At 47.3% G+C, this 25,365-nt stretch carries 13 protein-coding genes; 10 read left to right on the top strand and 3 right to left on the bottom strand.

Annotated features, from left to right (window positions below):
* Window positions 1–221 precede the first annotated feature (221 nt).
* The gene (locus JIE71_RS04635) at window positions 222–839 is read left to right on the top strand and encodes a hypothetical protein (RefSeq protein ID WP_199507563.1); all 618 of its coding nucleotides are present in this window, start codon (window positions 222–224) and stop codon (window positions 837–839) included.
* A 121-nt stretch (window positions 840–960) separates the two neighbouring features.
* Here the strand turns inward: JIE71_RS04635 and glnD are convergent, their stop codons facing one another.
* Window positions 961–3,687 (bottom strand): [protein-PII] uridylyltransferase, encoded by a 2,727-nt coding sequence (gene glnD, locus JIE71_RS04630; RefSeq protein ID WP_199507562.1) that lies wholly within the window; start codon window positions 3,685–3,687, stop codon window positions 961–963.
* A gap of 389 nt (window positions 3,688–4,076) precedes the next feature.
* Window positions 4,077–4,868 (bottom strand): type I methionyl aminopeptidase, encoded by a 792-nt coding sequence (gene map, locus JIE71_RS04625; RefSeq protein ID WP_416232008.1) that lies wholly within the window; start codon window positions 4,866–4,868, stop codon window positions 4,077–4,079.
* A 151-nt stretch (window positions 4,869–5,019) separates the two neighbouring features.
* Here map and JIE71_RS04620 point away from each other — a divergent pair, with 151 nt between their 5' ends.
* The 9 genes from JIE71_RS04620 to JIE71_RS04585 all read left to right on the top strand — a co-directional run bounded on the left by JIE71_RS04620 (window position 5,020) and on the right by JIE71_RS04585 (window position 20,986).
* Window positions 5,020–6,093 (top strand): TolB family protein, encoded by a 1,074-nt coding sequence (locus tag JIE71_RS04620; RefSeq protein WP_199507560.1) that lies wholly within the window; start codon window positions 5,020–5,022, stop codon window positions 6,091–6,093.
* A gap of 397 nt (window positions 6,094–6,490) precedes the next feature.
* Entirely contained in the window at window positions 6,491–7,195 is a 705-nt protein-coding gene (locus JIE71_RS04615; protein ID WP_199507559.1) for a hypothetical protein, read from the top strand.
* A gap of 162 nt (window positions 7,196–7,357) precedes the next feature.
* A complete protein-coding gene (locus tag JIE71_RS04610; protein ID WP_199507558.1) occupies window positions 7,358–9,394 on the top strand; it encodes a flotillin family protein in 2,037 nt (678 codons plus the stop codon).
* Between the two features lie 144 nt (window positions 9,395–9,538).
* On the top strand, window positions 9,539–9,667 hold the full coding sequence (locus JIE71_RS12485; RefSeq protein WP_266095946.1) for a hypothetical protein: 129 nt from the start codon (window positions 9,539–9,541) through the stop codon (window positions 9,665–9,667).
* A gap of 268 nt (window positions 9,668–9,935) precedes the next feature.
* Window positions 9,936–16,067, top strand: coding sequence for a DNA repair ATPase (locus tag JIE71_RS04605; protein WP_199507557.1), 6,132 nt, complete (start codon window positions 9,936–9,938; stop codon window positions 16,065–16,067).
* Window positions 16,068–16,155: 88 nt separating this feature from the next.
* Window positions 16,156–16,323 (top strand): DUF2256 domain-containing protein, encoded by a 168-nt coding sequence (locus tag JIE71_RS04600; RefSeq protein WP_199507556.1) that lies wholly within the window; start codon window positions 16,156–16,158, stop codon window positions 16,321–16,323.
* 56 nt (window positions 16,324–16,379) lie between these two features.
* Window positions 16,380–17,606 (top strand): DNA cytosine methyltransferase, encoded by a 1,227-nt coding sequence (locus JIE71_RS04595; RefSeq protein ID WP_228284546.1) that lies wholly within the window; start codon window positions 16,380–16,382, stop codon window positions 17,604–17,606.
* Window positions 17,599–19,797, top strand: coding sequence for a sensor histidine kinase (locus tag JIE71_RS04590; protein WP_199507554.1), 2,199 nt, complete (start codon window positions 17,599–17,601; stop codon window positions 19,795–19,797). The genes JIE71_RS04595 and JIE71_RS04590 overlap by 8 nt, the downstream gene beginning before the upstream one ends.
* Complete coding sequence (locus tag JIE71_RS04585) at window positions 19,781–20,986, top strand: hypothetical protein (RefSeq protein ID WP_199507553.1); 1,206 nt, start codon at window positions 19,781–19,783, stop codon at window positions 20,984–20,986. The genes JIE71_RS04590 and JIE71_RS04585 overlap by 17 nt, the downstream gene beginning before the upstream one ends.
* Window positions 20,987–21,478: 492 nt before the next feature.
* On the opposite strand, the gene metH is transcribed toward JIE71_RS04585, so the two are convergent.
* Complete coding sequence (metH, locus tag JIE71_RS04580) at window positions 21,479–25,279, bottom strand: methionine synthase (RefSeq protein WP_416232007.1); 3,801 nt, start codon at window positions 25,277–25,279, stop codon at window positions 21,479–21,481.
* Window positions 25,280–25,365 lie beyond the last annotated feature (86 nt).

Below are 25,365 nucleotides of genomic sequence, written 5' to 3'. Positions count from 1 at the left end.
GTCTTTTTCTTCTCATACCTGAGCTTATTGCTCATCAATCATACGTTATCACACGGTCGCTTGGGCGCAGATACCAAACTACCTCACAAAGTTGGTCGCTCAAGCGCTCACAATATGATAAAAAGCCATTCACAGTTTTATTAAGACCACCAAAATACTGCCTTGCTACGAATGATACGCATCATTGTGTATCAGCGACACAATGATGGATAGACTATTTTATGTTTTTTGACCATAAGCGCGCAGAGTTTTATGAGCAGCTAAAACGCCGCGAGCGTTATTGGTGGCGCTCGCGTCAGCGCTTAATCAAACTCAAAGAACGCCATTTGTTTTGGTTTGGCAACAACAGTGTGATGACGTGGCTGTTGTGGCACGTGGTTGGTTATGTCTTGGTTGCTATTGTGCTCATGCTGGTCAATCGCTGGTTTAGAGGTATGATTGATATTTGGGATTATGTGGTTATCTTTGTGCTGCAAACACTGCTGTTTTGCTGGTTGCTGCTTTACAAATCACGCTTGGCAACCGTTGTGCAGGAGCGCATCGACAATGCGGTTATTGTGAGTGAAGAGGCAATGCAAGAGATGTATATTTTAGCTGCTGATTGCTTATTTCCTGACATTCATGCCAACGCGCCACTGTCCTTACAAGGCATCTATGAGCGTTATCATGGCGAGCTGCATCTGATTACCTTACAAAAGCTGCTACAAAAAGAAGTCGATTCAGGACGCTTGTTACTGGCGCAAAAACAAGCCGATATTTACGCGCTGCCACTTGAGCTGGCAAATGACGACCTTGCTGCCAGTGCCAGCAAGATTGTCTATAAAAGCATGATGTCTTAATGTTTTAACACGCACTTTATTGCTTGCTTTTTTCTTATCTTATTTGATTATCCTATCTATCATAAGCAATAAGTATTGCCCACGCGCTATGGATGACAGCGTATGGGCAGGACAAATCCTGTCAGCTCGCTGCTTTTGACACAGATAAGCTGTCTTCTAGCGCTGATTTGAGCAGGGTCAGTTTTTCTTCAGACAGCGGTCTGTCCTCTTGGTCACTGATATAAAACATATCTTCTGCACGCTCGCCGAGTGTGGTAATGCGAGCGGCGTGAACTTCAATATTTTGCTTTAAAAATACCTGTCCCACGCGCGCGAGCAGCCCTGGTTGGTCAAGGGTTTGCAGCGTCATAATGTGCTGACTCGCTGCTTCATTAAACTCAAAACTAATCTTGGTCGGCACGTCAAAATGACGCAGCTGACGCGGAATGCGCTTGGTGGTCACTTTAGGCGAAGCGGGGTTTTTAAAGGCTTCAATCAAGCGCGCCTTTAGCTCTTCTTGACGCTCAGTATCGGCGAGTAGCGTGCCGCTACGGTCAAGAAGTACGTAGGAGTCCAGCGCAAAATCACGTGTCGCAGTAATGATGCGCGCATCCAAAACATCAAGGTTCATTTGGTCAAAGACAGCCATCGTCACGGCGAATAAGTTGGCTTGGTCTTGAGTGTAAACAAAGACCTGTACCGCATCCAGCGCCAGCTCTCGATGTTCACGCAGTACCACAAGCGGCGGGCTGTCGGCATTTGATGCCCGTCCAATCGGCGGATGATTCAAAATCACTTCGGTGTGCCATAGTATGTCTTCGGTAATCTCACGTAAAAAGTACTCATCCCCCAAGTCGTCCCACAGCACCAGCACTTCATCACGGTTCATGTGCTGATTGTCCACACTGTCCAGCATTTCAAGCGCCTGTTTGCGTGTGGCACTAATCATGTCTTGACGGTTGGTCGGCGCATCAATGTCTGCGCGCAAGATGCGGCGCGTTTGTGAGTACAGCTGTTTCATTAAAGTCGCGCGCCAGCTGTTCCAGAGCTGGGCGTTGGTGGCGTTCATATCCGCCACCGTTAACACATACAGATGATTAAGATGCGTGACATTCCCGACCATATCGGCAAAATAGGTCACCACCTCAGGGTCAGAGATGTCTTTTTTCTGCGCGGTCATGGACATGAGCAGATGATAGCGAGTCAGCCAGCCGACCAGATTAGCGTCAGCGGCACTCATACCGTGCGCCAAGCAAAACTCAATGGCTTCTGTTTCGCCAAGCTCGCTATGATTGCCGCCACGTCCTTTGGCGATATCATGGAACATCGCGGCCAGAACCAAAATTTCTTTACGTTCAATACGCTGAAAAATAGCGCTGACCAAAGGGAAATTTTGACGGTAAGTGTCATCGGTAAAGCGGTGCAAAATACGAATCAAAAACAGCGTGTGCGCATCGACCGTATAGCGGTGAAACAAATCGTACTGCATCAAGCCTGTGACTTGGGCAAAGGCAGGGATATAGTTGCCCAATACGCCATAACGGTTCATCGCACGCAGACGGTGAAACAGATAGTTTTGTTCTTTTAAATTGGCCAAGAACAGCGCTTGATGCTGCGGGTTGTCACGATAGGTTTGGTCAATGCCGCGTGCGGCAATCTTGAGCGCCCGTAGCGTATGGGTGCGGATGTTTTTAATCCCGTGCTGCCCCATTAATAAAAACATCTCAAGTATCGCATCAGGATGCTGGGCAAAGACGCGGTGATGCGCCATCGAAATCTGATTGCCGATTTGATTAAAATGCGCGGTCAGACTGCGTGTCTTTGGTCGCTCCGCTTCAGGCAACTGCGGTTCAATGATGGTTTCATAATAATGATTAATCAGCATCTCAGAGAGCGTCGATATTTGCATCGCGCAGCGATAATAATCACGCATAAAGCGCTCGACAGCAGCGTTCGGTTCATCGTCCGCTTGTGGCTCGTAGCCCATACGCTGAGCAATCTCGCGCTGATAATCAAAGAGTAGACGGTTTTCATTGCGCCCTGTAAATTCGTGCAAATGATGGCGAATTTGCCATAGAAAGCCTTCAGCGAAGCTCAGTTCATCAAATTCTTTTTCAGTCAAAAAGTCTTGTTGCACCAAGTCGTACAGCTTGCCGACACGAAAATAGCGCTTGGTCACCCAGCCGATGATATGAATATCACGCAGACCACCAGGTGCAGTCTTAATATTGGGTTCAAGATTGTATTCAGTCGCGTGGTGCTGCAAATAGCGCACCCTTGCTTCTTCGATTTTGACCTCATAAAACGTACGCTGCGACCACAGCTCGTTAACCAGCTCAACAGGCACGTCTTGCAAATCTTCATTGCCTGTAATCAAGCGCGCCTCTAATAATGCACTGGCGATGGTGTGGTCGTGCGCCGCCTCAAGACAATCATTGACGCTGCGTACGGACAACGCAGGCTCTAAACCCACATCCCACAGTATCGCCACCAGCTTATCAATGCGCGCTCCCACATCGCGATCAATCGCCTCAGGGGAGAGCAGCAAAATATCAATATCAGAATACAAAGAGAGCTCGCCGCGTCCATAACCGCCTGTAGCAAACAGCGCCAAATCAGTATGATTGAGCCCAAACCAATTAAACAGCGCGGTCAATAAATCATCAATCGCACAAGCACGTGCTGCCACCAACTGACGGATACTGACCCCGCGGGCAAGGGCGCTACTGATGTCCTCATTAATATGCGCCAACCACTCAGGAATGCCGAGCAGCGCTGTGTCCTCTGCGTCTGCTTGCTCAGGAACGGGTTTGCCAAGTGGCAAGGGCAGTGGCGTGATATAAATCGAAGCAACATCGCAAGTAAACATGCACAGTATCCAATCAATAAAGAAATAGGGAACGACAAGCGCCGCAATAAGATAATGACAGCATAACGCGCAATCGTCAAAGAGGAGGGTGTATCCTTATTTTAACGCCGCATCAGTAAACTTATAGCAAAGCCCAAATAAAACGGGTATAGCATCAAAAATACGCTCGATTAAAGGCTATTTTCCTTGCTTGCTGTGACTTCGTCTCCAGATGCTGCGAAAAATAGCCTTTAATCTTGCTGTATCATTTTTAAATTGACTTGACTATAGATTAAACAGGATAAGGCGTCATAAAGACACTTAATTTATAAAGCGTTCATAGATAAAAAAGGCACGCATAAAAAAAGACCGCACATGCAGTCTTTTTATAAAAAGCGCCACGCCCTAAACTACTGCGTCAAAAAACTTAAGTCTTCTTCAGGGCGTGTGGTAAACACTTCACAGCCATTGTCCGTCACGACTAAAGTGTGTTCCCACTGCGCTGACAATTTGCGGTCTTTGGTCACGGCTGTCCAGCCATCGCCTAGGATTTTGGTTTGCCACACGCCTTGGTTAATCATCGGCTCGATGGTAAAGGTCATGCCCGTCTTTAGCTCAAAGCCCGTACCTTTTTTGCCATAGTGCATGACTTGTGGCTCGTGATGAAACTCATCACTGATGCCGTGTCCGCAAAACTCGCGCACGATGCTAAAGCGCTCAGGCTCCACGACTTCTTGAATCGCCGCGCCAATATCGCCAAGGCGCGCGCCGTCTTTCACCACTTTCATGCCTGCATATAGCGCGTCTTGTGCCACTTTACAGATGCGCTCTGCCATGATGGAGCCATTGCCCACGATCCACATTTTTGAGGTATCGCCGTAGTAACCGTCTTTGATGACTGTCACATCAATGTTGATGATGTCGCCATCTTTTAGGATTTTGCTTTCAGACGGAATGCCGTGGCACACCACATGGTTGACTGAGGTGCAAATTGACTTTGGAAAGCCGTGGTAATTAAGCGGCGCAGGAATTGCCCCTTGCTCATTGACAATATAGTCATGCGCGATTTGGTTCAGCGCTTCGGTACTGACACCGACCTTGACGTGCTTATCTAGCAGCACCAACACATCGCTGGCAAGTTTGCCCGCAATACGCATCTTTTCGATGGCTTCGGGCGATTGGATTAGGGATTTTTTTGTCATCATTGCTTTGTACTGTCGTTATATCAAAAATGTACGCACATTATAACACAGCTACGCTACAAGCGTTTTGCTTGTACGTAAACTGCGCTATCATGATGACGTTAATATCAACATAAGTATATTTTTATTTTTAGTCTAATAATGAGCGTTTATGAACCCTTATTTTGTCCATATTGGCGGTGCGATTGGCGCGCTTATGATGTTGTCGCTGAGCGGTTGCCAAAGCCTTGCGACCACTTCCCATGCTCATCCTTCTATGAGTGCGACTGCCGCGCCATCGGTTACATCGCCAAGCCCAGCGCTTAAAGACATGACGGCTATCGACCGTACAGGACGTATTGCCTATATCGAGGTGACACAGGATAAGGAAGGCATCCGCAGTGCGATATATATCACCCATCCTGATGGTAGTGATAAGCATAAATATGCCGAGGTAGACGGCGGTATCTATAGCCTTGCGTGGTCAGATGATGGGCGCTATCTGACCTACAGCATCCAGCGGGGGCGCAGCTATCCTGTCATTTATCTGTATGACACGGTGACCGAGCGCACGACACCGATTATTAACAATAAAGGCATGAATCTGTCTGGGCAGCTGTCTGCGGACAATACAACGCTGATGTACACCTCAAGCGATGAGGGAGAAACGTGTGTCTATGAGTACGATATGGCGACAGGCACACGTCGCCCTGCTATCAATACAGAGTGGTCGAACAGCCTACAGCCCAAATATCTGCCCAATGGTGACATTGTCTTTGTCAGTGATAAAGGGGTTAATAACCGACCGCGCCTTTATCGTTATGACCGCGATGCACGCACAGTCGCGCAAATCACAACCAGCGGCTATGCGACCAGCCCGAGTATCAGCCATGACGGGCAACTAATGAGCTATCTGGCGGGACATAATGCGGCAATTATGGATCTTAACACAGGCAAAGAAATTGCCGATTTTGGAAGTACGGGACTGGAGGAAACAGCAAAGCTGTCGCCAAGTACCGATTATGTGATTTATCCGATGCGAACGCCAAATGATGCGCCCAGCAGCGCAGCCAATGATGCGCCTATCGCGAGCCAGCTGTTTATCCGTCCGCTAGTCGGTGAAGGTGCGCCCTTTAGTTTAGTGAGCAGTCAAGGCGTCTTGCGTGACCCCGTGTGGGGCGTGATGCCAAGTGTTGCGGCAAAAAATAAACCTGCGATAAAGGTCATCACCAAGAACAATCCGTAAGTGAAGTAGAATAAACAAACTAAATTTTTACAAACTTGGTATGGTGAGATTAAAGGCTATTTTTCGTAGCATCAAAGACGAAGTCACAGCAAGCAAAAAAAATAGCCTTTAATCGTGTGTGGTGCATATTTAAAGTTTTGATATAAGACGCGTTTTAGAATATCTCTATTATCGACGATTACCTGAGCTAACACGTCTTATCTTATTGTTTAGCTAAGGTTTTTATTAACAATAACCAGCAATGTCAAATGGCTCATAAAAATACAAAAATTGGGCACTAATACTGTATTCTGCCGTCTGCCGTGTATATAATGAATAAAAAGGAACATAAGTTTACCTTATAGGCGTTGACAGTCGTGACGGTTTATAAGACGGCGACAATAGGAGACAGTGACCGATGCAAGACGCGTTTGCGACATTTATTACCAAAATCAGTATGTACCCGACCGTAATATTTACGGGGCTGGTGATGTTTGTCACCTTGTACTGGCTTGTGTCTTTGCTCGGCATGACCGATATGGATAACGTCGATGTCGGTGATACAGGTGGTGACACAGCGGATATAAGCTCAGCAGGATTTTTTACAGGCATTATGCTGCGGTTTGGGCTGTATGGTGTGCCGCTGATTGTCATCTTAACCTTGATTGGCCTATTTGGCTGGGTGCTCAGCTATGTGTACACCAGCCTTTTGGATAAGTCGATGGTCTCAGGCATCTTGTATTATCTCTTTGGCACAGGCGCGCTGCTACTCGTGCTCGTGGTGTCGATGTGGCTCACAGGATTAATCATTGCGCCCATTCGCAGAAATATCGCCAACATCCCCAAGCGCAATGCAGTAAGTAACATCGGAAAAACCGCCACCGTGCGTACGCTTAGCGTCACCGAGACGCATGGCGAAGCCGAGCTACATGATGGCGGCGCGGGACTGATTTTAAAAATTCGCCCCCATGACATCACGACGATGCCGACCCTTACCAAAGGCGACACCGTACAGTTGGTCGCCTATCTAGAGGACATCAACGCCTATCAAGTGCGTCCCATTCATACAGCAAGCGTGTCAGAGGCAAAGGACAGCAGCGATTTAAACTTAAACAAACCTTAGTAATAACCCACCGCCAAACGACGATAGACGCGTTTGGCGGTTTGGTTTTGCCATTTATCTCATTTTTAAAATAGGGATACGCCCTAATCTGGGGTCATAGATTTTATATGCGTTAAATCCCGTTGCCACCAGCGGCAGAGGATTTAAACTACAGGAGTGAACATGGATATACTCATCATCGTCGGTGTCGTCGTGATACTGGCGTTTGTTTTTGTCATGGCAGCATTGATGATGCTCAAGGCATTTTATATCAAGGTTGAGCAGGGCACGGCGCTGATTATCAACGGCGTGAACAAGATTGGCGTGCGTTTTGACGGCGGCTTTGTCTGGCCTGTCATTAACAAAAAAGAGCTGATGAAAATCTCACTGATTACCCTAGAGGTGGACAGACGAGGTAAAGAAGGCTTGATTTGTGCCGACAACATGCGTGCCGATATCACCGTCGCCTTTTATCTGCGCGTCAACGAAACCGAAGAAGACGTGCTCAAGGTGGCAAAATCGGTCGGTGTTGACCGCGCCTCGGACAAAGTGGCGGTCAATGAGCTGTTTAATGCCAAATTCTCAGAAGCGCTAAAAACGGTCGGTAAGCAGATTGATTTTGTCAAACTGTTCGAAAACCGCAGCCAGTTCCGTGACAGCATCGTCCAAGAAATCGGCAACGACCTAAACGGTTATGTGCTCGAAGATGTGGCGATTGACTACCTAGAACAAACGCCAAAAGTCTCTCTCGACCCAAGCAATATCTTGGACGCTGAAGGTATCAAAAAGATTACCCAGCTGACCGCAACGCAAAACGTCATCACCAATGAGCTGGAGCGTGATGAAGAACTGGCGGTGAAAAAGAAAAACGTCGAGACCGTCGAGGCCATGCTGGAGCTGGAGCGTCAAGAAGCCGATGCCCAAGCCAAGCAAAAACGCGAAATCGCCACCGTCATCGCCCGCGAAACGGCAGAAACGCGCAAAATTGAAGAAGAAGAACGTAAAAAGTCTGAAACTGCGATTATCATCGTTGAGCAAGACCTTGCCATTCAGCGCGAAAACCAACAGCGCGAAATCGAAGTGGCGGAGCAAAACCGTCTGCGCGCCGTCATCATCGAAGAAGAGAAAGTCACCCGCGCTCGCGATTTAGAAGTGGTCTCGCGTGAGCGTGAAGTGGACTTGCAGCGTATCGAAGCTGAGCGTGCTATTGAGCTTGAGAAAAAAGAAATTGCCAACGTGATTCGCGAGCGTATCGCGGTCGATAAAACCGTGGCGCAAGAAGAAGAGCGCATCAAAGAAGTGCGCGAAGTCAGTGAAGCCGAGCGCGCCAAGCAAACCCGCGTCCTCGCTGCTGAAGCTGACGCCGAAGAAGAAAAAGTACGTCAAGTTAAAAAGGCAGAAGCTGAAGAGCTGTCCGCCAAGCACAAAGCAGTCGAAATCACCACGCTTGCCAATGCCAAGCTTGAAGCCAGTGCCAAAGACGCCGAAGCCAAAATCAAGCTGGCAGAAGGTATTAAAGCAGAAGAGTCGGCACACGGCTTTGCTGAAGCCGCGATTCAAGAAGCCAAAGCCGCCTCATCTGAAAAAGAAGGCATTGCACAAGCGAACGTCATCAAAGCCACAGGGCAGGCGCGCGCACAGTCTGACCGTGATATCGGTATGGCGGACGCCGAAGTTATCGCCGCACGTGGCGAATCGAAAGCCAAAGCCGAGCGTGATGTCGGTCTTGCGGATGCCGAAATCATCGCCGCACGCGGTCGCTCAAACGCGCAAGCCGAGCGTGAAGTGGGCTTGGCAAAAGCTGAAGTCACCCGTGAGCACTTCAAAGCCGAAGCCGATGGTCTGGTCGAGAAATTCAATGCTATGGGCAGCATGAGCAAAGAGGCACGCGAGCACGAAGAGTTCCGCATGAAGCTCGAAACCGCATTGCAAGAGTCATTGGCGTCTATTGATGCAGGCAAAGAGATTGCCAAAGAAAATGCCGAAGTCCTATCGGTCGCGCTACAAAAAGCCAAAATCGACATCGTCGGCGGCGAAGCGCACTTCTTTGACAACTTTGCCAAGTCACTGTCTATCGGTAAAGCCATCGATGGTCTGGCAGGCAAGTCCAACACATTAAGCGGCATTATGAACACCGTGATGGCAAACCAAGTGATAAAAGCGCAAGGCGCGGACAATAACGCCATCAATCAAGACAAACCTGAAAAAGACGGCGAATAATGAAGGACACGGCGCGTCTAGGCTTTTCTAGGCGCGCTGTTATAGGACACATGGGCGAAGCATCTGCTGATAAAACGGCTTTGCTCATGGGTTTTCATTTTTAATATGTTTTTACTCATAAATCTTAAAAAGTAAAGGACGGTTGTGGATACGGAATTGCTCAACAAAGTGCCTGAACAAGCAGCGTATAGCGAAGAAAAGATCATCAAACAGTATGAATATCGACCTGCTAAATGGTACGGAATTTTTTGTTTGGTGCCCAATGAGCAATAAATTGATGACAGTGAGGTATCAAGATATCCATAAATTTGAGGTGACTACCGTCGGCAAACTGCATCAGATTATTATTCATACGACGAGGGAAAAAGTCGTTATATCAGACATGAATTTTGTGGATAAATCGCTATTTATCGAAATGCTACACACGCTAATGTATAAAGTGCCATCGCGCAGTTTAGAAGCGTAGCTACCGCAGAATTTATATCTGATCTAATAAAAAATTAGCCTATTCATGCCTAAAAATATAAGTGGACGAACGACGATGGCAGATACCGAGCATCCAAACCCAGCAGCCAATCCCGACAGCCAAGACAGCAATGCCCAAGCCGACCAAGCGGTTGCCGCAGGCAATGCCTATGAGCTGATTAAAAAGCGCCTGACTGAGCAAGGCGAGCAACTGGAGCGACAAACCGCCGCGCTGAACCAAGCGCGCTTGACTGAGTTTGGCAGTACCCAAATGCAGGTGGTGGCGCGCACGCGCATCCGTACCGAGCACAACTGCGTGGCGCAGGATATGGTGCAGGTGGGCGAGTATCTGCTATTCGGTTACAACGTCTTTATGGGGCTAAAACGCGCAAGCAGTGTCAAAGACGTGCTGTCCTTATATCGTCTGAATGCGCCGATGGGTAGCGAAGACGGCGAGGGCAGTGACGGCAATAGCGAGGCTGAATACACCTTGCAAGAAGTCGATTTGCAAGGGACATTTTTGGCGCAGCTCGCCTTTGTGCAGGATTTTAATGAGCTGTACCGCTACTACAAACAGACGCGCCTGATTCAGCTGACGGTCAAAGACAGCAAGCTGCTCATGGCGTTCCAAATTGGCGAGCGCATCACCGATATTCGTGTGTTTCGCTTTGCCCTAGATTTTAGCGATGGCACGCCTGAAGACGCGCAGGTCACCTATGTGGACAATCGTGGCGAGCGCGACATCGAGCTGCCGCCTGCTTATGATTTTGATTGGATACAGACCGCCCGCGAGCAGATGATTAATGGCAAGTACCCGCACATGAATATCTTGGATACGATATTCGTGGAAACGGTGGGCGGCAGCCTGACCATCAAAATTGAAAATAATACCCAATCGGGGCTGGGCATTTATAATGAGCCTGTCAATGACCGCACCCAATCGTTGACCGACGCGCAGATTTTTTATGCCAAAGTGGGCAGCCTGATTTTATTAAAAATCCTGCCGTACCGCGAAGAGCAGTACCGCTATTTTGTATACAACACTTTGACCGAATCCGTGCTGCGCCTTGATGCCATCGGGCAATCGTGCGTGCAGCTGCCTGAAGACCACGGCATCATTTTCCCAGGTGGCTACTACTTGCAGACAGGCGAGCACAAGCTGTTTGGTGGTGAGCAGCAAGCGATGGATTTGCGCTTTAAGCGAAAAATCATCTCGCCCAATGGCGAGGATGTGCTGTTTTTATTCTACGATGTCGCGCTCGGCGTGACGGGGCTGTTCCCTTACAACATTATCAAAAAACAACTGGCGAACCCCATTTATTGTAATGGTATGGCGCTTGCCGACAGTGGGCGCTTGGTGTTGTTTAGCGCGCAAAGTGAGCCGTCACGCATCCACCCGATGCAAATCTGGCATACGCCATACGCTTCACCTGAATACGTCAGCGAGCTGCCTGAGAGTACCAGCTTTTATGGCAAAATCGGCAACAAAGAGCTGGTGCGCGGCATCTCGGATCTCTACAGCGTCACTCGCCTGATTGGCAATCAAAGCGTCTCGCAAAAGCTGTATGAAGAGTTGTCGGACACCAGCAAGCGCTTGTTTGATAGCTATTACTGGCTGTCTGAGCCTGAGCTTGGCGAGATGGCAGAGCGCATCAAGGCGGTGACGGCGACTGCCGAGCTGGTCATTGATGAGTTTGCCAAAGTGCAAAGCATTCAAAAACAAACCCAAGCGGCCATCAAGGATGCCGAAGCCAAGCAAACAGAAGTTTTACGACAAATTAAAATCACCAGCTTTGACAATGCCAGTGACTATGTCGAGCAGCTCGCCGCGCTACGCCGTCAAAAAGGACATTTGGTCAGCCTTGAGGATTTGCGTTACCTCGACACCACCGCGCTTACCGCGATGCAACAGGAGCTAGAGGACGCTGAGCAGACGCTTGCTGAGCAGACAGTACAGTATCTGAGCGGCGAGGATGCGCTGGCAGGGTACGAGGATATCTTGGCAGACATCAGCGAGCGTATCGAGACCGCCGAGACCAGCGCCGAGCTACAGCCTGTGCTGGACAATATCGACAAAACCGCAGAAGGGCTGGACTTACTGACCGAAATGCTGGGTACGCTTGACGTGGCGGATGCCACCGTGCGCACGCAAATCATCGATGATATCTCAGCGATTTATGCCCGTCTGAATCAAAGTAAAGCCAAACTTGGGCACAAGCGCAAAAGTTTTGGTTCGGCAGAAGCGGTGGCGCAGTTTGGCGCACAGTTTCGCCTGTTCGGGCAGTCGATTGCCAATGCCTTGTCCATCGCTACGACACCTGAAAAGTCCGATGAACAAATGGCAAAGCTGCTGGTGCAGTTAGAGGAGCTAGAAAGCCAGTTTACCGACCCTGAAAGCGCAAGCGGCGATCAGTTCTTAGGCGACATCATCAGCAAGCGTGAAGAGATTTACGACACCTTTGAAAACCACAAGCAGCAGCTGCTAGACGCGCGCAACCGCAAGGCACAAAATCTTGATGACGCGGCATCACGCATGCTTGAGAGCATTAAAAAACGCACACAAAGTACGGGCGTCACAGGCTTTAGCGATGCCGAGGGTTTAAACACCTATTTTGCCTCGGATGGGTTGGTACAAAAGGTGCGCCGCGTCGTTAAAGACTTGCAAGAGATGGGCTTTAGCGTCAAAGCCGACGATGTTGAGGCGCGCCTCAAAGCCATTCAGGTCGAAAGCTATAAGAGCCTCAAAGACAAGTCCGACCTCTTTGAAGCGGGCGGGCAGGTTATTAAGCTGGGCAAGCACCGCTTTTCGGTCAATACCCAGCCGCTTGACTTGACCTTGCTCAGCCGCCAGCAGTCGGACGGCAAGCGCATGCTCAATTTGCATCTAACAGGCACCGAGTACTATGAAACACTGAACGACCCTGCGTTAAATGCCTTACGTCCGTATTGGGATATGAATATTGCTTCTGAGTCAGAGACGGTCTATCGCGCCGAATACTTAGCCTATAGCATCATCGAGAGTGCCAAAAACAGCCAAGACGGCCTCACCGAAGCGCGCCTGTACCAAGCCTATGACGACACCATCGCCAGCCGCCCTAATGCCAATTTCGAGCTGTCCGCGCTTGCGAGCAACAGTCCGCTTGCCGCTATTGTCAAAGCCTACGCCGCGCCGCGCTATCAGCTGGGCTTTGAAAAGGGTATTCATGACCATGATGCCACGCTGTTATTGCTGCACATTTTGCCCACCTTAAGCGCCGCAGGCTTGCTTATTTATACGCCGCCTGTGCGTGCGCTGGCGCAGCTGTTTTATTGGCAGCTGATGATGGTACAAGCGCTGGGCTTGCAAGTGCTATCGGCGTTTGATTATGACCGCTGGCTGGACGCCAAGACCTTGACCGCCATGCGTAACTGGCGCGACAGAGCGATTACCGCCGAACAATTACGCCGTACGCTCGGCAGCGATACTGCTAAAGCCTTGCTGGTCGAAGATATGAAAGGGGTGATGCAGGACTTTGTGCAGACTTATAGCGAGGAGGCGCAGCCCAGTGACGAGCGCCCAGCCCTCGACGCAGAGCGCGATGCACAGGATATTTTTAACCTTGAGCACGTCACCCTTGCTTGTGAATATTTAGTGACCGTCATGGGAAAGCCGCATGACAATGCGGGCAGCGCCTTAAGCAACAGCTTTGGCAATGTGAATAATAGCGCCGATAGCGACAGCCAGCCTGTATGGCAAACCAGCCAACAAGCACAAAAGCTGTGTACCCTGTTGACCGAGACGCTGGATAACGGACAGCACAAAGCCAGCCTACAGCAGCTGCAAAATGCCATTGGTAAACTAAGCTTTGAGCCAAAGTCCGCCTACGCGCTGCTGTCCACATGGTTTTTTGCCTTGCTGGAACAAAAATACGGCAGCCATATTGACGCACAAGGCAGCTTGGGCGAAGACGACACATTAAGCGAAGAAGCGCGCACTGCCGCGGCTGCTAAGCAAGCCGAGCGCGCTGAACAATTCGCAGTCGGGCAGCATTATGTGCCCGAAGCGATTGCCATTATGCTCACCCAACTGAGCGACACCCAGCGTGAGGCGCTATATACGCGCATGCAAGCACAGCCCGCCAACAATAACAACGAACGCAGCACACTAGCGCCCAGCCGTTTTGGCAGCGCAGACAGCAATAAACTGCCCGCCATTAACAGCTTTACCCGTGAGACCGCCAGCGTGTCGCTACAGATAGACGTGCCCAATCTGTTGGGCGAACATCCTCGCATTCAGGGGCAGCGTTTAAGCTTTGCGGTAGATGACTTTTTAAGCCGTTTGCATCAGCATCAGACGCATATTATCCCCGCTTACAAGCGCTATCTGGCAATGCGCTCCGAGGTGCTGCATGACGCGCGCGACTCGCTCAGGCTTATTGAGTTTATGCCGCGTCCGCTGTCGTCTTTCGTGCGTAACCGCCTGATCAACGAAAGTTATCTGCCGCTGATTGGTGACAACCTCGCCAAGCAGATGGGCACAGTCGGCGAGGACAAGCGCACCGACTTGATGGGCATCCTTATGATGATATCGCCCCCAGGTTATGGTAAAACTACCCTCATGGAATATGTGGCAAACCGTCTTGGGCTGATTTTTATGAAAATCAACTGTCCTTCGCTCGGGCATGACGTCGCCTCCTTAGACCCTGCCAAAGCGCCGAACGCCACCGCCCGCGAAGAGCTGAATAAAATCAACCTCGCCTTTGAGATGGGCAGCAATGTCATGCTGTATCTGGACGACATCCAGCACACGCACGCCGAGTTTTTACAAAAATTCATCTCCCTCGGTGATGGCACGCGGCGTATCGACGGGGTGTGGCAAGGGAAAACCAAAACCTACGACATGCGCGGCAAAAAGTTCTGCGTGGTCATGGCGGGTAACCCCTATACCGAAAGCGGCGAAGCCTTTAAAGTCCCCGACATGCTCGCCAACCGCGCCGACATCTACAACCTCGGCGACATCATGGGCGGTATGGAAGATATCTTTGCCTTAAGTTATATCGAAAATGCCCTGACCTCTAATGCTGTGCTCGCGCCACTTGCCAACCGCGACCTCGCCGACGTACACCGCTTTATCAAAATGGCAAAAGCTATTGACGCGAGCGACGGCAACAGCGCCACCCTCGTGCAGGCGCAAAGCAGTGAGCTGTCACACCCGTATAGCACGTCAGAGATTAACGAAATCCTCGCCGTGTTGCGCCATATGTTTAGCATCCAGCAAGTGGTCTTGGACGTCAACCAAGCCTACATCGCCTCCGCCGCGCAAGATGACAAATACCGCGTCGAGCCAACCTTTAAGCTCCAAGGCAGCTACCGTAATATGAACAAGATGACCGAAAAGCTGTCGGCGGTCATGAATACAGACGAGCTGAACCAGCTGATTGACGACCATTATTTGGGTGAGTCGCAGCTGCTCACCACAGGCGCGGAGAGCAACCTACTCAAGCTCGGTGAGATGCGCGGCACGCTCGATAGTGATGAGGCGGCGCGCTGGGCGCAAATCAAAGCCGACTTTTTGCGCAACAAAGCCATGGGCGGCGATGATGGCGACACAGGCGCACGCATCATCGCCCAGCTCGCAGACATGGCAACAGGTCTTGGCAGTCTCGGGCAGCAGTTCGAGCGCTATGTGCAGCAAATCGCGCACCGTGAACAGCAAGCGCCCGCGCAGCCGCAACAGGACGACACCCAAGCCGCGCTAATGACGAGTTTCGCCGCCTATACCGAAGCACAAACCAGCGCCCAACAGCGCCTCGCTGAAAGCATGATGGACAATGCCAAAGTGGTCAGCCAAAGTATTGATAACGGCTTTGTGCAGAGCATCAACACCCTAAGCGCCCTCTATGACAAAGAGCAGCAGCACGACCATACGCAGATTGCGCATACCTACAATATGCAAAAATCCTTTGTAGAGCAGCTGGTCAAAGCCATCGAACAGCTGGCAACCCAGCAAGCGCAGCAGGTTGTAAGTGCTGTGCCACAAGGCGACACGGCGAGCGTCCCTGATGCCAAGCAGCAAGCCAGCGTCATCGCCAGCGCCCTACAACAAGCGCTCACGCCACTGACCAACCGCATGGACGAAAAGCTGATACTCGATAGTAGTGTAGAGCAGTCGGGCAAGCTGATTGTGAATTGCCTGACCCGCCTTAATAAAATATTTGAGGAAGATTAATCACCTAATGATGACAGCGCACCGTGCTACTTTATGTGGCGCGGCACAAATGCGTATTCACGATGCACACTGATAAGGACACCGACACATGGCACATAAAAAAGTCAATCTACCGCAAAAAATCTGCCCAGTCTGCCAGCGCCCGTTTACATGGCGCAAAAAGTGGGAAAAGGACTGGGAGCAGGTGGTGTATTGTTCTGAGCGGTGTCGGCGGAGTAGGGATAAAAAGAATGATGATAGCGGCGCTAAATCATAAATTTCGTTAGAGAACATGATATTATTTACAGCTAAGTGATTTCAGGTATGTTCTTAATGAAAAAAATAACTTTTATCGACCTCTTTGCTGGTGCAGGTGGTTTGTCAGAAGGATTCGTGAAAGCTGGGTTTGAGCCATTAGCCCATGTTGAAATGGATGCTCATGCTTGTAAAACACTAGAAACTCGAAACTACTACCATGCACTAAGGAGTAAGGGTAAGTTAGAAGCGTACTACGACTATTTGTTGGGAAAAATTTCACATGAAATGTTATCAAGTAGCATTCCGAACCAGCCAAACAATGTCATTAATGCATCTATAGGTGATGATAATACAAAAATATTCAATCGTATTGATGAGTTATGCCAAGGTAGAGAAGTTGACTTAATTATAGGTGGACCACCTTGTCAGGCATACTCTGTAGTAGGTCGCCATCGTATCAATAAGCTTGAAGAAGATGATCCAAGAAACCTACTGTATCGGCAGTACGCTCGTTTTCTTAAAAAATACAACCCCAAAGTATTTGTTTTCGAGAATGTTTTAGGCATATTAAGTGCAGAAGATGGGAAGTATTTTAATAATATTAAAGTGTATTTTAGGACATTAGGTTACGAGCTTGAGTCGAAGGTATTGAATGCTTCAGATTATAAGGTATTACAGAATCGAAAACGTGTCATTATTATTGGATGGAAAAAAGGTAGCGGCTTTACATATCCAAAGCTTGAAGCAGAGGTAAACTATTATAATGTCTCTGATGTTTTAAAGGATTTAGCGTATTTAAATCCAGGAGATCAAAATAAAGTCACTAACTATACTGGTATCTGTAATAATTATCTACATGAATCAGGTGTTCGAGGTGACTCAGAATTTGTCACTCAGCATGTGGCGAGACCCCATAACGAGAGAGATCTAGAAATTTATAGAATAGCTATTGATAAGTGGTTAAGTAATAGGGAAAGACTTAAATACGGTGACTTACCAGAAAGGCTAAAAACACATAAAAATCAAAATTCGTTTATAGACCGATTTAAGGTGGTCGACATACACAGCTACAGTCATACCGTACTTGCGCATATTGCCAAAGATGGTCATTACTATATTTATCCTAGTGCAGAACAAGTGCGATCATTGTCAGTAAGAGAGGCTGCTCGTATACAGTCTTTTCCTGATGATTACTACTTTGAAGGTGGCAGAAGTGCTGCTTTTAAGCAAATCGGTAATGCTGTGCCACCATTAATGGCTTTGAAAATAGCTGAAGAGATTAAAGAGGCTTTCAATGACTGAACTTACTTACAATATACGACCCTCAGCAAGATTGATAAAAACTATTGGAGAGGACTTAATCGGAGATCCTAACTCCGCTCTGATAGAGTTAGTTAAAAACTCTTATGATTCAGATGCTTCTAAAGTTGAAATTATCTTTGAGTATAAAGAAATAAGCAATGAAGATGTACTATCAATTAAAGTTATTGATGACGGTCATGGCATGGATTCGGATACTGTTATCAACAAGTGGCTTGTTCCCGCTACTGATGACAAACTGAAACAAAAAATAAGTCGGAGTACTAAAAGAATACTTCAAGGACGTAAAGGTATTGGTAGATTCGCTTCTGCTATTCTAGGTCAAGAATTGACACTATCTTCAACAGTAAAAGATGAAAAAACGGTAATATTCATAGACTGGGATAGGTTTAGTGCAGAAAAATACTTGTCAGATATTGAGCTTCTAATAGAAGTCAATTCTGGGAAGTATAGTAGTGGAACTATTATCGAAATATTAGCCTTTAATAGAGAAGAAGAGTTAAAAAAGTCCTATTGGAATCCTGAACGTTTCAATAAGCTCATAAATGAGCTAAGAAAATTACTTAACCCATTTGATTCTTTTGAGAAGGATAAATTTGGCATTAGTTTAGAAGTAATTAATGCTCCTTATGAATTTAATAGTGGAAAAATAGATGTCGAAAGGTATCCGATTATTGATTTCTATGATTATAGAATATTTGGAACAGTTAATGAGAATGGAGAAGCTAGTTTAACCTACGAAAACGCAGTAGAGATTGATGCGAAACAAGTACATTCGTTTAATAAAAATATAACTCTTAACGAAAACGAAAGTTTTTGTGGGAAGGTTGAGCTTGATTTAAGGGTTTTTGACAGAGAACTTGAAGCATTTAGTAACTTGATAGATAAAGGGTTGGTTGACCCAATATCTAAAGAGAAAATAGGAAAACAAGAAGCTCGCAGGGAATTAAACAGTGTATATGGAGTAAATATATACAAGAACAAATTTCGTATTAGTCCATATGGTAACACTGGAGTTGACTGGCTAAAACTTGATAATAAAAGGATTCAAAATCCATCTCTCAGAATCGGTAATAATCAAATAGTTGGTTTTATAGTTATACAATCTGAAGAATTATCAGGATTAGAAGAAAAAAGTGCTAGAGATGGCCTCAAAGAAAATCGACAGTTCGAAGGTCTAAAGCATATAATTGATGAGGTTATCAAGGAACTAGAGCTTAGAAGATTCTCTTTTAGAAAAAAGTCAAAGAGAGGTCGAGATAAAGAAAAAACTATTGACTTTAAAATTAATGACCTATTCGATTTTGCAGATATAAAAAGAATCATTCAGGATAGTGCTTCTAAGGAAATGAACGAAGAAAAAATAAGCGAAATTCTGGGTTTTATATCTAAGAAAGAAGAATCGAAAACGAAAATTTTAGAAGAAATAAGAAGGCAAATAGCTGTTTATCAAGGACAAGCAACTCTTGGTCGCATAGTTAATGTAGTTTTACATGAAGGTAGAAAACCGCTTCAGTTTTTTCAAATGGAAGCTAGAAACTTGGTTAAGAGTTATGAGTTATTTGATCAAACAAAGAATCAAGATTTTTTAGAGGATTTTGAGGAAATACTTGATGGTTTCAAGAAAAATGCTAATTCACTATCAGATCTGTTCAAAAGAATAACACCTCTTGCGAACCAAAGAAGATCAAACCGTAAAGATTTCTTAGTAGAGGAGAGTATTCTTGATAGTTTTAAAGTATTCGAGGCTCAGTTAGAAATTTCAAATATTATGTATGATATAAATATAAGTGATAAAAGACAGATTCATGGATGGAGAGAAGACCTTTCTATTGCTTTCGCGAATTTAATAGAAAATAGTATATACTGGTTAGATAAAACCGATACTGAACTTAAAAAGATAATAATTAAAGATGAAAGTCACGCTGATGGTTCATACTCCATAATCTATACAGATAATGGGCCAGGTATCAAAAGTGACGATATTGAAACAGGAGATATTTTTGAACCTGGGTACACCACTAAAGATACAAAAGATGCTACAGGATTAGGTTTATCAATTGCAGGAGAAGCTATTGATAGGCTAGGCGGGACTCTTTCAGCTGTTGAGAGTAGTAAAGGAGTGTGTTTTGAATTCAAATTTAAGGCTATAGAAAATGACGCAAACTCTTAATATATTAGTAGTTGAGGATAATGAAGAAACCATAGCTATATATGAAAGAGCTATAAAAACTCATAATAGAACTAACCCAGACTACTTGTTCGAAATGGAAACGACTGATACTAAAGTTGATGCTATTGATAAGCTTACTCGAATTGATAAGATTTTTGATGGTGCTATTATAGATTTGGACCTTAATGATACTAAAGGTTATGATAGCTCTTCTGGGAGAGAAGTAATAAGAGTAATAAAAGAAAAGTTACGATTTCCAGTATTCGTTATTTCTGGAACTATAGGTGATTTAAGTGAAGAAGAAAAAGAAGAAAATGATTTGTATAGAGTTGTAGACAGAAATGATGGTAGTTTTAGCTTTATTGATGAGTTTATCAAGATACATGCCACAGGTATTACAGATATATTAAATAGAACAGGAAAGATTGAAGAGTATATGAATAAAATATACTGGGAGCATCTTTCTACATCACTCAGACCTTGGATGGATTTACAACCGAAAGAAGGTGTAGATGTTACAAATTTTAATCGAGAAAAGAAACAGTCATTGATTAGGTATGTAATGTTTCATCTACAAGAGTATTTGGATATATCTAGTCATAGTGATAGAGATGACCTTTCAGATTATTTCCCAGCTGAATTTTTTATCACAGGTCCAATTAAAAATAAGATGTTTACTGGAGATATTTTCATTTATAGAGATTGTCGTTATGTTGCTTTAACCCCGGCTTGCGATTTTAGTAATAGCAAAGTTGATAGAGTGCTATGTGTAAAAATCAACGAATTTCATGAAATTGATGATAGATTTAAACCTGAAGGTATGAGTAAAGCTGGTAAAAAAGAACTAGAAAAGTATCTAACTAACAATAAGACAAGGTTTCATTTTATACCATCTTTATATTTTAATAATAACCTATACAATCCTGGTATTATTGATTTTCAGAATCAAATATCGTTTACTTATAAAGAGTTAACTGAAGATGTATTTGAAGAATTAGATGAGGAAAAAGTTAGTAAAACTTCCGAGGAAGAAAGCATAAGTGTAATTAAAAGTAAAAAGGCTAAAAGGATTGCAACCATATCACAACCTTTTTTAAAAGATTTGATAGAGAGGTATTCAAGGTATTTTGCAAGACAGGGTGCTCCGAATATTTCTCGAGAACTATTAAAAGACAATTACTTAAATTGAAGTTTTTGTCTGAGAAATTTACTAATTTTTTGATGAATAAAAATAAATACTATAGATGTTAAGAAGAATCTAATATTACAGCTAGTCCCGATTATCAAGAATATTTTGTCAGATAGAAGCAAGAGCGGGATTAGCTATAAAAACTAATCTCGCTTCACGTAACTCCTATAAATTCGAACTTAACCACTTCTTAGCTGTTTTTATATCCCAGCCTTTAGACTCAGTATAACTCTTTAACCGATCACGGCTTATTTTACCAACATTAAAGCACTCATACTAAGAGAGAAGCAATAAACCCCTACCTACTTCATCCCGCTTCGCAAAAATATTCGCCACCAGCGCGCCGCTAAAGTTATGCCACACACTAAATATCGCACTCGGTAGCGCGGCGACTGGGTTGGGTAAGCAGTAAGTTTAGAATAATAAGTCAGACACAAAAAAAGCTTATCCATGCGTCCATGAATAAGCCTGTGTTTTTATGTGGTTAAGGGGTTATAGGTTTGGGTTGAGCCATTTTTCTGCCGTCTTGATATCCCAGCCTTTACGCTCGGCGTAGCTCTCGAGCTGGTCGCGGCTGATTTTACCGACGTTAAAGTATTCGCTGTCAGGGTGCGAATAATAAAAACCACTGACCGAGGAGGCAGGCCACATGGCGTAGCTTTCGGTGAGCGTCGTGCCGATGGCATCGACCGTGCCCAGCCAGTCAAAGAGCTTGCCTTTTTCGGTATGCTCAGGGCAGGCGGGGTAGCCAGGGGCGGGGCGGATGCCGACGTATTTTTCTTTAATCAGCTCGTCATTGCTCAGCGCTTCGCTGGGCTGATAGCCCCAGTAATCTTTACGGATCAGCTCGTGCAGATGCTCGGCAAAGGCTTCGGCGAGGCGGTCACACAGCGCTTGTACCATGATGGCGTTATAGTCATCGCCGCGTGCTTTGTAGTCCTCAGCCAGCGCTTCGGCACCGATGATGGAGACGGTAAAGCCGCCCAAGTAGTCGGTGTGCGTGTCTGATGGCGAGATAAAGTCGGCAAGGCTAAAGTTGGGCTTGCCAGATGCTTTGTCGCTTTGCTGGCGCAGGTGCTCAAACTGATGCGTGGGCTGTCCGCCTTGGCTAGGATCGGCGTCATAGACAGTCACGGTGTCCGCGCCTGTGCGGCGAGCAGGCATCAGGCTGAACACGCCTTTTGCGCTGATGAGGCGCTCATCAATCAGTTGTCGTAACAAGGTTTGTGCGTTGTTATAGAGGTCGGTCGCTTCTTCGCCAACTACGTCGTCGTTTAGGATTTTGGGATATTTGCCCGCCAGTCCCCACGAGATAAAGAACGGTGTCCAGTCGATGTAGGGGAGCAGATTGTCTAGCGGATAGTCATCCAGCACCGTTTGTCCAAGTTTATTCGGCACAGGAGGCGCGTAATTGTCCCAATCAAATCCAAAGCCCATCTCCACCGATTCGGCATAGGACAGCTTGGCGGCTTTGGGTTGGCGCTTAGCAAGGCGCTCACGCACCGCGACATATTCTGCGCGTGTGTCTTCGATGAGGGCGACGCGATTTTCTTTAGATAGTAGCTTGGTCACCACACCGACCGAGCGCGAGGCATCGGCGACATAGATGACGGCATCGTTTTGGTATTGCGGCTCGATTTTGACGGCGGTATGCGCTTTTGAGGTGGTCGCGCCGCCAATCATCAACGGCAGATGCATACCGCGCTCTTGCATTTGCTTGGCGACATAGACCATTTCATCGAGGCTTGGGGTGATGAGCCCTGAGAGCCCGATAACATCGACGTTCTCTTTGATGGCAGTATCGAGAATTTTTTCACACGGCACCATGACGCCGAGGTCAATGATTTCGTAGCCATTACAGCCGAGTACCACGCCGACGATATTTTTGCCAATATCGTGCACGTCGCCTTTGACGGTCGCCATCAGGATTTTACCTTTGGTTTCGCCCTCGACTTTTTCGGCTTCGATATAGGGGTTTAGCCACGCGACCGATTGCTTCATGACGCGCGCGGACTTAACCACCTGAGGTAAAAACATTTTGCCCGCGCCAAACAGGTCACCGACGATGTTCATGCCATCCATCAAGGGTCCTTCGATGACTTCCAGCGGGCGGTCGTATTTAAGGCGTGCCTCTTCGGTATCGACGTCGATATAGGTGGTGATGCCTTTGATCAGTGCGTGCGCGATGCGTTTTTCGACCGTTTCTTCGCGCCAAGCGAGGTCTGCGCCGCTGTCTTTTTTCTTGCCGCCCGATTGATAATGCTCGGCAATGGTCATCAGGCGCTCGGTAGCGTCTTGACCGCTGTCGCCTTGGTTTTGGTTGAGCATCACATCTTCGATGGCGTTGCGCGCGTCCAGCGGAATTTCGTCATACACCTCGAGCATCGATGGGTTGACGATACCCATGGTCAGCCCATTTTTGATGGCGTGATACAGGAATACCGCGTTAATCGCTTCACGAATGGGGTTACCACGGAAGCTGAACGACACGTTTGACACACCGCCTGACACCATGGCATTGGGCAGATTGTCAGTGATCCATTTGGTGGCGTTGATAAAGTCCGCGCCGTAGTTGTTGTGCTCGGTGATGCCTGTGGCGACCGCAAAGATATTGGGGTCAAAGATAATGTCTTCGCTCGGAAAGCCCACTTCATCGACCAAAATGTCATAGCTGCGCTTACAGATATCAATCTTGCGCTGCTCGGTGTCCGCTTGCCCGTCTTCATCGAACGCCATGACGATGACCGCCGCGCCGTAGCGCATACACAGACGCGCCTTGTCCACAAACTCCTCATAGCCTTCTTTTAAGGAGATGGAGTTGACCACCGCTTTGCCTTGCGTGCGCTTCAGACCTTCCTCAATAATGTCCCACTTTGACGAGTCAATCATCAAGGGCACGCGGCTGATATCAGGCTCGCCTGAGACGAGATTGACAAAGTGAATCATCGCCTGCTTGGAGTCGAGCATCCCTTCGTCCATATTGATATCGACGATTTGCGCGCCGCCCTCGACTTGGTCGCGCGCCACATCCAGCGCCTCGGTATAGGCTTCGGTTTTAATCAAGCGCAAAAACTTTTTGGAGCCTGTGACGTTGGTACGCTCACCGACGTTCACAAACAGGCTGTCTTTGGTGATGTTAAATGGCTCTAGCCCCGACAATCGGCAGGCGGGCGCAATGGTAGGAATGCTGCGCGGTGGGTAGTTTGCCACCATATCGGCGATGCTGCGAATGTGCGCAGGCGTCGTACCACAGCAGCCGCCGACGATGTTTAAAATACCCGATTTGGCAAAGCTCTCGAGCAGTGCTGCAGTTTCTTCGGCGGTCTCGTCATACTCGCCAAACTCATTGGGCAAGCCTGCGTTCGGGTGCGCAGACACGTAGCAATCGGCAATGTCAGAGAGTGTCTGAATGTGCGGCTTTAGCGCGTCTGCACCGAGCGCACAGTTAAAGCCGACCGAGATGGGCTTGGCATGGCGAATTGAGTTATAAAACGCCTCCGCTGTCTGTCCTGACAGCGTGCGTCCTGAGGCATCGGTAATCGTGCCTGAAATCATAATCGGCAACTCAAAGCCAATATCGTCAAACACCTCAAGCACCGCAAAAATCGCTGCCTTGGCATTTAGCGTATCAAAGATGGTCTCAATCAAAATGATGTCCACGCCACCTTCAATCAAGGCCAGCGTTGCCTCGCGGTAATTGAGTACCAGCTGGTCAAAGGTCACGTTGCGGTAGGCGGGGTCATTGACATCAGGTGATATCGAGCAAGTGCGCGAGGTTGGCCCCAGCACCCCTGCCACAAAGCGCGGCTTGTCAGGCGTTTTGGCGCTGTACTCATCCGCTGCCGCGCGCGCGAGTTGCGCCGCTACGCGGTTAATCTCAGGCACCAGATACTCCATATCATAATCTGCCATCGACAGCCGCGTACCGTTAAAGCTGTTGGTTTCGATGATGTCCGCACCCGCTGCCAGATGGTCGCCGTGGATATTTTGAATCAGCTCAGGCTTGCTCAGCACCAGCAAATCATTATTGCCTTTCACCTCTTGGGTAATGTCTGCAAAGCGCGCACCGCGATAGTCCGCTTCTTCTAGCTTATAGGTCTGAATCTGTGTGCCCATCGCGCCATCAAGCATCAAAATGCGCGCGCTAAGCGCCGCCTCCATACGCGCACGCGCCGTTAGCTGCGCCGCTTTAAAGGGGAACACATCAGGTGGGGTCAAAACAAAATCATCAGCAGACATTTGGGTCAGCGGAGCAGGCTTGGTATCGGTGTGTGAAGCGGTCATCGAAGTCATAAAGGCAACTGTATAAATGAATAGATAGAGGAAGAATTAAGCATAAAAAAGGCGCAAACGGTCTTTATCTTAGCATGAAAATGGCT

The organism is Psychrobacter sp. bablab_jr014, assembly GCF_016464015.1.
GTDB lineage: Bacteria > Pseudomonadota > Gammaproteobacteria > Pseudomonadales > Moraxellaceae > Psychrobacter.
The sequence above is the reverse complement of the archived record's forward strand: the minus strand, read 5'-3'. Positions and strand labels throughout refer to the sequence as shown.